This window comes from Nitrospirillum guaranorum, assembly GCF_034653275.1.
Lineage (GTDB): Bacteria > Pseudomonadota > Alphaproteobacteria > Azospirillales > Azospirillaceae > Nitrospirillum.
The window spans coordinates 354,188-366,611 of sequence record NZ_JAYEES010000002.1 but is presented as its reverse complement, the minus strand read 5'-3'; the positions used below and the strand labels follow the sequence as shown (position 1 = coordinate 366,611).

At 68.1% G+C, this 12,424-nt stretch carries 14 protein-coding genes; 8 read left to right on the top strand and 6 right to left on the bottom strand.

Annotated elements, in window-relative coordinates; genetic code table 11:
- The first annotated feature begins 68 nt into the window (after positions 1 to 68).
- From pqqB to UAJ10_RS07335, 8 genes are read left to right on the top strand one after another with little or no spacing between them, the layout of a single operon-like run.
- Positions 69 to 986, top strand: a complete 918-nt coding sequence (pqqB, locus tag UAJ10_RS07370; protein ID WP_322914735.1) for a pyrroloquinoline quinone biosynthesis protein PqqB — start codon at positions 69 to 71, stop codon at positions 984 to 986.
- On the top strand, positions 983 to 1,750 hold the full coding sequence (pqqC, locus tag UAJ10_RS07365; protein ID WP_322914734.1) for a pyrroloquinoline-quinone synthase PqqC: 768 nt from the start codon (positions 983 to 985) through the stop codon (positions 1,748 to 1,750). Before pqqB ends, pqqC begins: the two co-directional genes overlap by 4 nt.
- The gene (gene pqqD / locus UAJ10_RS07360; protein WP_322914733.1) at positions 1,747 to 2,037 is read left to right on the top strand and encodes a pyrroloquinoline quinone biosynthesis peptide chaperone PqqD; all 291 of its coding nucleotides are present in this window, start codon (positions 1,747 to 1,749) and stop codon (positions 2,035 to 2,037) included. Before pqqC ends, pqqD begins: the two co-directional genes overlap by 4 nt.
- Positions 2,034 to 3,203: a pyrroloquinoline quinone biosynthesis protein PqqE gene (pqqE, locus tag UAJ10_RS07355; RefSeq protein WP_416235348.1), complete on the top strand. Its 1,170-nt coding sequence runs from the start codon at positions 2,034 to 2,036 to the stop codon at positions 3,201 to 3,203. The genes pqqD and pqqE overlap by 4 nt, the downstream gene beginning before the upstream one ends.
- A complete protein-coding gene (locus UAJ10_RS07350; RefSeq protein WP_322914732.1) occupies positions 3,185 to 4,147 on the top strand; it encodes a quinoprotein relay system zinc metallohydrolase 2 in 963 nt (320 codons plus the stop codon). Before pqqE ends, UAJ10_RS07350 begins: the two co-directional genes overlap by 19 nt.
- Entirely contained in the window at positions 4,144 to 4,944 is an 801-nt protein-coding gene (locus tag UAJ10_RS07345; protein WP_322914731.1) for a quinoprotein dehydrogenase-associated SoxYZ-like carrier, read from the top strand. The genes UAJ10_RS07350 and UAJ10_RS07345 overlap by 4 nt, the downstream gene beginning before the upstream one ends.
- A 56-nt stretch (positions 4,945 to 5,000) precedes the next feature.
- A complete protein-coding gene (locus UAJ10_RS07340; RefSeq protein WP_322914730.1) occupies positions 5,001 to 5,507 on the top strand; it encodes a hypothetical protein in 507 nt (168 codons plus the stop codon).
- A complete protein-coding gene (locus UAJ10_RS07335; protein WP_322914729.1) occupies positions 5,491 to 6,093 on the top strand; it encodes a nucleotidyl transferase AbiEii/AbiGii toxin family protein in 603 nt (200 codons plus the stop codon). The genes UAJ10_RS07340 and UAJ10_RS07335 overlap by 17 nt, the downstream gene beginning before the upstream one ends.
- Before the next feature lie 4 nt (positions 6,094 to 6,097).
- Here UAJ10_RS07335 and UAJ10_RS07330 read toward each other — a convergent pair whose 3' ends face one another.
- The 6 genes from UAJ10_RS07330 to UAJ10_RS07305 form a co-directional block, all read right to left on the bottom strand.
- On the bottom strand, positions 6,098 to 6,679 hold the full coding sequence (locus tag UAJ10_RS07330) for a hypothetical protein (protein ID WP_322914728.1): 582 nt from the start codon (positions 6,677 to 6,679) through the stop codon (positions 6,098 to 6,100).
- A 92-nt stretch (positions 6,680 to 6,771) separates the two neighbouring features.
- Positions 6,772 to 7,161 carry a hypothetical protein gene (locus tag UAJ10_RS07325; protein ID WP_322914727.1) on the bottom strand — a complete coding sequence of 130 codons (390 nt, stop codon included), beginning with the start codon at positions 7,159 to 7,161 and terminating at the stop codon, positions 6,772 to 6,774.
- 95 nt (positions 7,162 to 7,256) lie between these two features.
- On the bottom strand, positions 7,257 to 8,102 hold the full coding sequence (locus UAJ10_RS07320; protein ID WP_322914726.1) for a hypothetical protein: 846 nt from the start codon (positions 8,100 to 8,102) through the stop codon (positions 7,257 to 7,259).
- 10 nt (positions 8,103 to 8,112) lie between these two features.
- The gene (locus UAJ10_RS07315) at positions 8,113 to 8,829 is read right to left on the bottom strand and encodes a SapC family protein (protein WP_322914725.1); all 717 of its coding nucleotides are present in this window, start codon (positions 8,827 to 8,829) and stop codon (positions 8,113 to 8,115) included.
- A 42-nt stretch (positions 8,830 to 8,871) separates the two neighbouring features.
- Positions 8,872 to 11,028: an HlyD family efflux transporter periplasmic adaptor subunit gene (locus tag UAJ10_RS07310; protein ID WP_322914724.1), complete on the bottom strand. Its 2,157-nt coding sequence runs from the start codon at positions 11,026 to 11,028 to the stop codon at positions 8,872 to 8,874.
- The gene (locus tag UAJ10_RS07305; RefSeq protein WP_322914723.1) at positions 11,028 to 12,419 is read right to left on the bottom strand and encodes an efflux RND transporter periplasmic adaptor subunit; all 1,392 of its coding nucleotides are present in this window, start codon (positions 12,417 to 12,419) and stop codon (positions 11,028 to 11,030) included. Before UAJ10_RS07305 ends, UAJ10_RS07310 begins: the two co-directional genes overlap by 1 nt.
- Positions 12,420 to 12,424 lie beyond the last annotated feature (5 nt).

Sequence of the window (12,424 nt, the reverse complement as noted above, 5' to 3'; positions counted from 1 at the left end):
GTCTTCCGGGCGTTGGATCCGGCCGGCCGCGACGGCCCCCCGTGCTTTGGCTTGGCACCTAAGGACCCATGCATATCCTTGTTCTCGGCGCGGCGGCCGGTGGTGGGTTCCCCCAGTGGAATTCCCATGCCGAGGCCTGCCGGCGGGCGCGCGCCGGCGATCCGGCGGTACGATCCCGCACCCAGGCCTCGTTGGCGGTCAGCCGCGACGGCCGGGATTGGTTCCTGCTGAACGCGTCGCCCGACTTGCGGCAGCAGATCGCCGATAACCCGGCGCTCCACCCCAACCACGGCCTCCGGTCGACCCCCATCGCGGGTGTGGTGCTGAGCGGCGGCGACGTTGACGTCATCGCCGGCCTGCTGAACCTGCGAGAACGGCAGCCCTTCACCCTGCATGGCACCGCCCGCACCCTGGGTATCCTGGACGCCAATCCGATCTTCGAGGTGCTGGCCCGCGACGTGGTGGCGCGAAGCGCGCTGCCGCTGAACCAGCGCGTGCCCCTCACCGGGGGCGGCATTGGCGGCGCGGAAAGTGGGCTGTGGATCGAACTGTTCCCGGTGCCCGGCAAGGTGCCCCTCTACCTGGAGGGCCACGATGGCCCACCCCCCATCGTGGAGGGGGAGGACACGGTGGGCGTGGCGGTGGATGACGGCGAACGCCGCTTCTTCTTCATTCCCGGCTGCGCCGCCATGACGCCGGCCCTGGCGGACCGCCTGCACGGTGCCGAGTTGGTGTTCTTCGATGGCACACTTTATACCGATACCGAAATGATCGATGCTGGCCTCGGAAAAAAAGCCGGCCTGCGTATGGGGCACATGAGCGTGGACGCCACCCTGGCCGCCTTTGCCGGCCTGGATGTGCGCCGCCGCGTCTTCATCCACATCAACAACTCCAACCCCATCCTCATGGACGACAGCCCGCAGCGCCGGGTGGTGGACCAAGCGGGGTGGGAGGTGGCCTTCGACGGAATGGAAATCACCTTATGACCGCTGAACCGCAGGATCGCGCCCTGTCACCGGAAGAGTTGGAGGCGGCGCTGCGCGCCGTGGGGGCGGAGCGGTATCACAACCTGCACCCCTTCCATAAGCTATTGCACAGCGGCGCCCTGGACCGGGGCCAGGTTCAGGCCTGGGCCCTGAACCGCTATTATTATCAAAGCCGTATTCCGGCGAAGGACGCGGTGTTGCTGTCCCGCCTGCCCACGCCGGATCTGCGTCGCCTGTGGCGCAGCCGGCTGGAGGACCATGATGGTTTCCCCGGGGCCGACACCCCCGCCAACGGCGGCATCGAGCGCTGGTTGCGCCTGGCCACCGGCGTGGGGCTGGACCGCGACTATGTCCAGTCCACCGCCGGCATCCTGCCGGCCACGCGCTTCGCGGTGGACGCCTATGTTTCCCTGGTGCGGGACCGCAGCGTGCTTGAGGCCGTCGCCTCCTCCCTCACCGAGATGTTTTCCCCCACCATCATCGCCGAGCGTGTGTCCGGCATGCTGGCCAATTACGACTTCATCACCCAGGAAACCCTGGCCTACTTCACCCCGCGCCTGACCCAGGCGCCGCGCGATGTGGATTTCGCCCTGGCCTATGTGAAGCAGCATGCCCGCACGGCGGAGCAGCAGCGGGGCGCCATCGCCGCCCTGACGGAGAAGTGCAACATCCTGTGGGCCCAACTGGACGCCCTGCACTTCGCTTATGTCGAGCCTGGCTACATCCCGCCCGGCGCCTTCGTGCCGGAAGGGCGGTCACGATGACGGCGGCTCTGGAAGCGGTGGGGCAGGCGGTGGTGCCGCGTTTTGCCCGGGGCGTGAAGTTTCGCTTCGATGAAACCCGGCAAAGCTGGATGGTTCTGGCACCGGAACGGCTTTTCCTGCCGGATGAGGCTGCCACCGAGATCCTGAAGCTGGTGGATGGCCAGCGCAGCCTGGGCGCCATCATCGACGATCTGGCCACGCGCTTCGGCGTTCCCCGCGATGAGATGGCGGGGGACGTGGGCGGCATGCTGCGCGACCTGGCCGAGAAAGGCGTGGTGCTGCTGTGACCCGCCCGTCCCCCGCCGTGGAAGCGCCAATGGGTCTGTTGATGGAGCTGACCCACCGCTGCCCGTTGCGCTGCCCCTACTGCTCCAACCCTGTGGAGCTGCAGCGGGCGGGGGAGGAGATGGACACCGCCACGTGGAAGCGCGTGCTGGGCGAGGCGGCGGCCCTGGGCATCCTGCAGGTGCACTTTTCGGGCGGGGAGCCGACGGCGCGCAAGGATTTGCCGGACCTGGTGCGCCATGCCGCCGGCCTTGGCCTCTACACCAACCTCATCACCTCTGGCGTGCTGCTGGACGGGGCGTCCCTGGCCGTACTGGCCGACGCCGGCCTGGACCATGTGCAGCTGAGCTTCCAGGATGTGGAGGTGGAAAGCGCGGAGCGGATCGGCGGCATGCCGGGCGCCCAAGCGCGCAAGCTGGCGCTGGCCCGGCAGGTGACGGCGGCCGGCCTGCCCCTGACCCTGAATTTCGTCGTCCACCGCCAGAACCTGGACCGGCTGCCGCAGATGATAGACCTGGGGCTGGAGCTGGGGGCCGCGCGCATCGAGGTCGCCCATGTCCAGTATTACGGCTGGAGCCTGATGAACCGCGACGCCCTGCTGCCCAGCCGGGCGCAGCTGGACGCGGCCACGGCGACGGTGGGGGCGGCGCGGGCGCGGCTGAAGGGCCGCATGGTCATCGACTATGTGCCGCCGGACTATTACGCCGCCCGCCCCAAGGCCTGCATGGGCGGCTGGGCCCGGCGGTTCATGAACATCTCCCCCGCCGGCCTCGCCTTGCCCTGCCACGCGGCGGAGACGCTGCCCGGTTTCGACTGGCCATCGGTCACCACCGGCTCGCTGGCCGCGGCCTGGTACGACAGCGAGGCGTTCAACCGCTATCGCGGCACCGCCTGGATGCCGGAGCCCTGTCAGGGGTGCGAGCGGCGCGAGGTCGACTGGGGCGGCTGCCGCTGCCAGGCCTTCGCCCTGACCGGCGATGCCGGCCGCACCGATCCCGCCTGCGCCCTGTCGCCAGACCATGGTGTCATGCTGGCGGCCGTCGAGGCGCGGGGCGACGCGCCGCCGGACTTCATCTATCGCCAATATGGCCCGCCGCCGGCGCCGGCCAGGTCCGTTAAGGCTCCAGAGGGCGCCCGGATGGGGGAGGCATGGCCCGCCGAACCCTGATCCGGGCCTGTTTTCTATTTTGCATGGCGGCCGGCTGGGGGCTGCCGGTATCCGTTTGGGCAAAGGGGGGCGGCCCTATAGCCCAAGTCGCCCCGGGCATCTACGTGCGCCCCGGTGCGGTGCGGGACGCCACCGCCGCCAACGACGACGCCATCGCCAACATTGGCTTCATCGTCGGCCAGGACGCTGTCGCGGTCATCGACCCCGGCGGCAGCGCCGGGGACGGGGCCTGGTTGCGGGCGCGGATCAGGGCCACCACCCGCGTACCCATCCGCTATCTCATCTACACCCACGTCCACCCCGACCATGTGCTGGGCGCCGTCGCGTTCGCGGACGATAATCCGATGGTGGTGGCCCATGTCCGCTTCGCCGCCGCCTGGGCGGAACGCGGTGCCTACTACCGCCAGGGCTTGGCCCGCATCCTGGGCGGGGACCCGGCCCAAGCGGGGGCCAAGGCTGGCGACGCCCTGCCGCCCACCCGGGCCGTCGACACCGCCGCCGACATCGACCTGGGCGGTCGTATCCTGCACGTGGCGGCTTATGGCGCCGCGCATACCGACAGCGACTTGACGGTTTATGATGCGCAGACCCGCACCCTTTGGGCCGGCGACCTGCTGTTCCAGGACCGCATTCCGGCCCTGGACGGCAGCCTGACCGGTTGGCTGGCGGTGTTGGACCAGCTGAAGGCCCTGCCGGCGGTACGCGTGGTGCCAGGCCATGGCCCCGCCCAGCTGCCCTGGCCGGCCGGGGCGGTGGATGAGGAACGCTACCTCGCCACTTTGGCCCGTGACGTCCGCGCGCTGCTGAAAAAGGGCGGGGATATCGACACGGCCGCCACTACGGTCGCGCGATCGGAACGGGGCCGCTGGAAACTGTTCGACGCCTATAACGGCCGCAACGCCATCACCGCCTTCAAGCAGCTGGAGTGGGAGGATCCATCATGAAGTCCCGCCTGTTCGCTTTGGTCTTGCTGTCAACCCTGGCCGCACCGGCCTTCGCCTGGGCGGAGGACCCGGCGGCCGACGCCGCCCGCTGGCAGGATCTGCGCCAGACCCTGTTCGCCGGCCACACCCTGACCCCCGCCAAGGGCCAGATCGCGCTGGAGGCGCCGGACCGGGCCATGGACGCGGCCCTGGTGCCGGTGACCCTGACCCTGGACCCCAAGCTGTCGCTGAAGGCCCTTTACCTGGTGGTGGACAACAACCCGGCACCCCTGGTCGGCACCTTCCATTTCGGCCCCGCCGCCGTACCGGCGCAGGTGAAGACTCGCATCCGGGTGGACGCCTATACCCATATGCATGCCGTGGCGGAAACCACGGACGGACATTGGTTCATCACCGAACGTTACATCAAGGCCGCCGGCGGCTGCTCCGCCCCCGCCACCAAGGATGCCGCCCTGGCCATGGAGCGCCTGGGCCAGATGCGGCTGAAGACCATGTCCGAAGGTCCGGCCGGCCTGCCCAAGGGGGCGGTCACTGCCCAGCTGCTGATCAGCCACCCCAATTACAATGGCATGCAGATGGACCAGGTGACCCGCAACTACACGCCCGCCCGCTTCGTCCGCGACGTCACGGTCAAAAGCGGCGACGCCCTGGTCTTCCAGCTGGAGGCCGATATTTCCTTGAGCGAGGATCCGGCCATCACCTTCAGCTATCAGCCCAGGGGTCCCCTGTCGGTGACCGTGCGCGACAGCACCGATGCCACCTTCAGCCATACCTTCGCGGGCGATGACAAGGGCTAAGGGTGATCTTGAGGCCGTAATCCGGTTACGTTAGACTGGCGCTGTCAGGAGATGTCATGACCGCCAGGCCCAAACGGGACGCTACCGCCGCTGATCGCGTCCGCCGCTATCGCCAATCCACCCTCGGGCCTCGTGGCATCGCCCGGGTGGAGGTGCAAGTTCCTGTTGCCGCTGCCGATGCGCTGAAGGCTGTCGCCGCCCGGTGGCGTCAGCAATTCAAACTGTTGCCGGCTGCGGAACCGGTGCTGGATCGCGCCCTGTCTACCATCAACGCACCCCGTCCCGTGCCGGTGGATGGGTCAGGCCTGGTCGCCTTGTTATTGGCTCCTGCGCCCATTGAAGATTGGCGTCCCCATGTGGAAGCCTTCTTCGATGAGGTATCCATGGGCACGCTGCACGATCTGGTGCTCAGCGGTGTGCTGACTTTCGAAGATTTGTATCGCGCTCTGCGGACTTGGAGATTGCCCGATGCCAGCAACGCCGCCTGGATCACCGAAATGGCGGCCCTCAGCCTGGAACGTGCTGCTGCGACGCACCTTGGCGCTGATGGGCACACTGCCTGATGGGACGGTTTGGAGCTTCGGAGGCGGGACTGCCCTGGCAGTCCACTATGGGCATCGGATCAGCTACGATATTGATGTCTTCGTTGGCTCTTCAGATATTGTCCGGGCGCTGACACCCCAACGAAACGCGGTAACCAAAATCCTGCTGGATGGTCGGACGTACGAATATCCAGGCAACTATCTGAAGCTGATCTTTGCCGAAGGCGAAATCGATTTTATCGTGGCGGAGCGTCGGACGGACAACCCGGTGATGGATTGGCTTTTCGAAGGTCATCAAGTTCCTTTGGAAACGCCTTGGGAAATCGCGACCAAGAAGATGTTCCACCGGCCATCCAACTTCAAAGTGCGTGATATTTTTGATATGGCGGCGGTCATCGACCATCATGCCGATGAGCTGCGTACGGTATTGCCGGAAGTTGCGGATCGGGCTGATCGTCTCATGGACCGCATAAACTTGCTGCGGCCAGTCTATGAGGCACAGGTTCGCAACGACGTGAACCCCACCCCCGCCGGTGAGCGCTATGGCACCGCAGCGGCGGCGGACCGGGTATTTGCCTTCCTACGATCCGAATTCGCGAGCCTTTGATGCCTTACGCCTGCACCCACCGGCTCATATGCGGGAAGGGGGGCAGGCCGTTGTCGCCCATCAGGGTGAAGATGCCGGCGAAGCCGGTCATGCCCGCGTGCGCCAATGCCCCCATCCCGTGATGGGTGCCGGAATTGAGCCATTGCTGCATGGGGTGTTGCCCCTCATATGTGTCCACGTGGTAGGAACCGGGGAAGAAAATGCACTCCAGCGGCACGCCCAGGTGCAGCGCCGCGGCGTAGGACCAGGCCTGGGCCATCATCTCGCTTTGCTGCAGGGGGACGGACAGCCGGGGGTCGGCCGGCAGGCCGGGGCCCACCTCGGCGGCGATGGCGGCGCGCATGTCCGCCTCCAGATCCCGGCCGAGTTTGGCGTGCAGGCGGCGGGGAAGGATGGCCATGTGTCCCGCCTCGTGCAGCAGGTCGCCGGGCCCCACCAGGGTATCGGGGTCGACGTGGATCACGCCGGCCGTGATGTTGACCCCGGGCAGGAAGCCGCCTTGCGCCCCAGCACCGTACACCACCCTGAAACCGATATCGCGCAAGAAGCCGATGATGGGGTCCAGCGCCTCCGGATGGTATTTCACGGTCTCTTTTCCCCCGCTATGGCCAGCGGGATTGTGGCGTGCGCCGAAGGGACGTGCAAGACGGATGCATGTCATGCGGTCACGCCGCGCGGTCAGGTGCAGCGCAGATTGACCTCGGCCTGGGCGCGGCGCAGCTTTTCCACCTCATCCTTGGCGATGGGGGTGTCGCGGAACATGGCCCCCCGGTCGCCCAGGCCGCCCTGTTGCATGCGCAGGATCGTGTCCGCCTTCTCATAATCGTCGTAGGGCATCATGTCGGCGATGGTGTCGATGCCACAGGCGCACTTGCCCAATAGTTCGTGCTTGAAACCATTGGATGCCAGGCAGCCGATGACGTAGTCGGCGCGTACGGCGGTCGGGTAATCATAGCGGGGATGATGGTCCCCTTTCGCCTTGGGCTCGGCGGCACCGGCGGACACCGGCATCACCGCCAATCCCACGAGGGCCGCCACCGCCAGCAGGGACCGCGTTACACGCACCATGGACTCCTCCCGATCTTATTATGGGAAAAGCCTAGCGCAGGGCCCCGGCGGCGGCCATGACCGATTGGTAGTACAAGGGCCCAGGGCGCCGCCGTTCACAGCCGCCTGATGCTCAACAGATCCAGCACCAGGCGGTCCCGCCACGCATTGTCCGCCCCCATGTCCCGCGCCCGTCGGCAGGCGGCGACGGCCAGGTCCCGGCCGCTGTCGGGGGTGACATGGCGTATCGTCTCGGGACATAGGCTGCGCAACTCTTCCACCACGTCGGCCGGGGGCGGTGGGGCGGTGGCCAGGAAGGCTTCCGGCCCGCGGAATTCATCCCGGCGGAACAGGTCGATCATGTAGTCGCACCCCATCTGCGGCCGGACGGACTGGTGGGGAATGCGGCTGATCATGGGAAACAGGGGGGCAAGGTCAGGGACCACCAAATTGGGGTAGATCTCCCCGCCCCAATACTTGCCCGCGATCTCGATGAAATGGGCGATGTCCCGTATGGGGACCAGCCCGCACTCCCGCACCGGCAGGATTTCGACCTTGGGCTTGGTGATGACGACCGTGTCGTTGGCCACGTCGGCATACAGGCTGCCGATCTGGAAGGCGTTCTGGAAATAAGTGCCGCGCAACGCGCCCCAGATGGTGCGGATGCGGCCGCCCTGGCGCAGGAAGGAGGCAAGGGCGTGCTCCACCGGGTGGGTGGGCTCGCGCAGGCGCTGGCCCAGGATCGCCATGGCCGCCCGCGTGATTTCCTCACAGCGGCCCAAGGGATACGGCTTGACCGGGCTGACCGGCCGCAGCGTGGGCTGCAGCTCGGCATCCACCTGCGCGCGCACCTCGGCCAGATAGACCATCAGCTGCGGCAGGATGGGCACCACCATCCGCGCGGTCAGCTTTTCCATCTCCGGCGTCGGTGTCTCGATCTCCTGCGGCAGCAACCGGTCCATCACCGCGCCATCACCCGGCCCGCCGCATCAGCGCCGACCAGTCGTTGAGGGAGATGAGGTGGGCATAAGCCGCCGCCAGCCACCCCTTGTCGCGCCAATGCGTCAACGTTTCCGCCGGCAGGCGGTTCAGCTTTTCCTCGTCGATGACGCGGAAGCCGGACAGGCTGGGCGTCTCGCCCGAAGGCAGGGCGATGTCCGCCCGCCGCTCGGTCAGCAGATCGCTGTCGAGCAGGGCGGCGACGAAGCCGATGGTCAGCGCGTGGGATGCCTGGTACTCGCGCGCGAAATCCAGGGCCTGGAGAGTCAGGTCGGTGGGTGCGCCGTTCACGAAGAAGGGGTTTTCCGTTCCCGCCACCACGGCGTCCGCCGCCTCGTCCACGCACAGGGTGAGCTGGTCCGCCTCCGCGTCCTCCAGGAAGATGAAGGGGTAGCGGCGGACGTAAGCCGGGATGTAGGCGTCCTCGTCCCAGCGGCCATCGGCGCGCACGAACAGGTTCTGCCCCTCACGCAGGCCCAGCAGGGCGATGGGGGCGGCGTCCGCGCCCGCGAACAGGATGGGGACGGACCGGCAGGCGACGGCGAACTCCCCCATCACCAGGGGAACCGCGTGCGCCCCGGCGGCGAAGCCGTAACCGACGGGCTGGCGCAGGGACATGGCCTCGTCCACGGCGGCGCGCATCAGGCGCGGCTGCTTGTAGAACAGGGGAAGCGTGGGGTGGTTTGTCATCGCGTACGGCTTTTCATCAGGGGTGGGGTCGGCGGTTGGCGTTCAGAAGCTGCCTTCGCGCAGCAGGATGGCCATGGTCCGGCGCCACAGGCTGCCCAGCAGGCTTTCGCGCACGCCTTCCAGCGTCACGCGGCCGCGTTCCAGGCTGGCCGGCGCGGTGTCCCTGGCCGGCGCGATCAGCACGCGGTACAGCGACTCCTCGGGCACCAGCTGGTGCTGGCTGTCTTCGCGCGCGGCGATGTCGCCGCCATAGGTGCTGGCCAGATAGCGGCGGTTCAGCACCCGGGTGCTGGTATCGTCGATGTCTTGGATGCGGCCGTCCACGGCGCTGGTCAACGTCTGGTCGGGGCGGAAGCGGCCCTCGTCCCCCACGGCCACCCGATGCAGGTCGGCCTCGCGCACATAGGCCTCGATCATGGGATGCGCCGGGTCCAGCAGCAGGCCCAGCCGCTCCTTCGCGGGCAGCCATTCGCCGGGCGACAGCGGCTCCGCCACCTCGGCCATGATGCCGGCGAAGGGGGCGGTCACGGTGAGCTTGGCCTTTTCCGCCTCCAGCCCGCGCAGCTCGGCCTGCGCGGTCTCCAGCTCCTGCGCGGCGATGCGCTGGCGTTTGGGGTCGATGGCGGCGCCGCCGCGATAGGCGGCTTCCCACTGCAGCGTCTGGATCTTCTGGCGCTGGCTGGCCAGCTTGTAGTCCAGGTCGGGGGAACTCAGGCGGAACAGCACTTGGCCCGCCGTCACACTTTGGCCGGCCTTGACCAACACGGCGTCCATCCGTCCCGGCTGGTCCAGGAAAATCTCCATCTCCTGCGCGGCGCGCAGGACGGCCGGCGCCGTCACCGTGCTGCGCCAGGGAATGACGGCCAGGGCCAGCAGGCCCAGCGCCACGGCGGCCGTGGTGGCGGAACGGCGGTTCCAGGTCATGGTGCCCCGCCGCCGTATCCATTCCCGCACCTCGTTCAGGGGCGGGCGCAGGATGAACCACCACACTTCCACCAGGAACAGGATGATGCCCAGCACCTTGAAGAACAGATGGTAGACCAGGGCGGCGATGCCGACGAACAGGGTGAAGCGGTAGATCCAGGTGGCCAAGGCCAGCGCGATCAACAGATTGCGGCGCTTGGCCGGCAGCTCCTCCGGCACCGGTTCCCCGAGGTGGAACAGCCGTTCGCGCAGCCACCAGCGGCCCAGCGCGAAGGCGCGGTCATGCAGGTTGGGCACGTCCAGCAGATCCGACAGCAGGAAATAGCCGTCGAAGCGCATGAAGGGGCTGGTGTTGACCAGCACGGTCATGATCCAGCTGGTGGTGGCCAGCAGAAAGGCGGCGGCCTTCACCGGCCCCTCCGGCAGGAAGGACCAGGCCAGCGTGGCATAGGCGGCCAGCGTCAATTCCGCGCCCATGCCGGCCACGCCGATGGCCAGGCGCTGTCGCCGGTTGGGCAGCCGCCAGGCGTCGCTGACGTCGGTGTACAACAGCGGGTACATGACCATGAAGGCGATGCCCATGGTCTGCACCCGGCAGCCGTAGCGCTTGGCGGTCAGGGCATGCCCCAACTCATGCACCACCTTGGCCACGGCCAAGCCGACGGCGCCGGTGATGAGGCCGGAGGGGGAGAGGAAGCTGACGAACGTGGTGCGGAACTGATCCCACTGCCGGGTCACCAGATAGATGCCCAGCAAGGCGGCGGCCAGCGTCACCAGGAAGAAGCCGCGGGTGAAGATCCAGGACACGTAGGGCAGGGCCTGGGTCAGGAAACGGTCCGGCTTCACCAGCGGCACGCGGAAGAACAGATAGTTCTTTAGCAACCATTGCCAGAAGCCGGGCTTGCGCATCTCCGCCTGGCGCATGAGGGTCGATACCGCCTGGGGCCCATGGCGCTGCAGCAGGTTGTTCAGCGCCAGGAACTGCGAGACGGCCATGACGTCGTCGACGGTGACGCGCAGCGTGGTGTTGGACGCGACATCGGCGGCGATGGCCTGGGGCACCTCCAGATGCCAGCGGCGCAGAATCTCGAACTCCAGCCAGCCCAGCCGGTAAAAGCGCCCGGCCACCTGATCGTGCAGCGTCCAGCTGGGCGAACCGTCGGCCAGCGCCGGCCCGGCCAGCAGGGTCAACTCCTCCCGCAGGGGGGCCAGGCGCGGGGGTGGGGCGTCCGCTGGCGCGTTGCCAGGCGCGGTGTTCGGAACCTCACCGCTCATCAGACGCCCAGCCGCTGGCGCAGGGCCGCCAGGGGGCGACGGAACAGGTAATAGAACAGGGTGGTGCGCTGGCCGTAGATTTTGGCCGTGCCTTGCAGGCCGATGCGCACGGGCGCCTGCCCGTCGTTGAACCGCGCCTTCAGACGGTAGGCTGCGACCCCGTCCGTGCCCACCTCGGGCTGGTAGGCCGCCAGCCGCACGGTGGCGTCCAGCGGATGCTGCGGGTCGATGTTCAGGAACAGCGACACCGGGTCGCCGGCATCCATGGCGATGGCGTCGGCCACCGGCAGCTTGATCTCCAGCTCTACATCCTTGGGCTCCGCCACCATCAGGATGCGCTCGCCCTGGGTGACCGGCCGGCCGATCCAATCGTTGACGTCGGTGAACACGGCCAGGCCGGCGCGCGGCGCATGCACGACGATGCGCTTCAGCAGGTCCTGGACGTAGGTAACCTCCGCCATGGCCTGGTCGCGCTTGCCTTGCAGAACCACCAACTGGCCCTTGGCCTTTTCATCGAACACGGCCTGCTGCGCGGTCTGGCGGTACTCCGCCTCCGCCGCTTCCAGGGTGGCCTGGGCCACGTCCAGGCGGTTCTGCAGCCGCACCGGGTCCAGCTGGAACAGGGGCTGGTCCTCGGTCACCGGCTGGTTGGGCGTCACCAGGAACTTGTCGACCACGCCGTCGAACGGCGCCCGCACCACGGTCGGGGCCTGGGGGATGACCTCCGCCGGCGCCAGGGCGGACAGGCGCACGGGGAACAGGGACAGGGCCACGAGGCCCGCCGCGACGTAGCCCAGGGTGCGCAGGGACTTCAGCCGGGCGGCGTCCCGGTGCCAGCGCCGCTGCTGCCGGACCAGGCCGCCCCAGGCATGGGCGTAGGCGTCGCCCAGGTTTTCCAGCAACACGCGCTCGCCGTCCGTCCACGGTTCTTCACGGGCCAGCAGCAGCCCGCCCAAGGACCGCTCATCCGGCGCCGTCAGCGGCAGCCACAGGCCGTGGGCCGGCAGGTACTCCGGCCATTCCTCGGCCAGGTCCGGGGCCAGGTCGGCCGTGGTCAGGTCCTTGATCGCGGCGGGATCGCCATGCGCCGCCAGCAGCCGGCAGGCATAGCGGGCGTAGGGGCTGTCGGCATCGGCGGAGGACAGGCCCGACACGGCCAGCACCGCGCCCTCGCCCCGCTCCGCCCGCTGCCAGGCCAGCGCCTGGCGATACCGCACGAGGCTGAAGGTGTCGTTCACCATCAGGAAGCCCAGTTCCTGCTCGGTGCGGGTATGCCGCGCCCGCTTCTGCAGCTGCAGCAGCGTGGTCAGGCCGAACAGCTGCCGGCCGGCCAGTTCGGCCGCGTCCGGGCGCTGGGGCGGTTCCTCCGGGGTGGGGGGCACGACGCGCATCACCT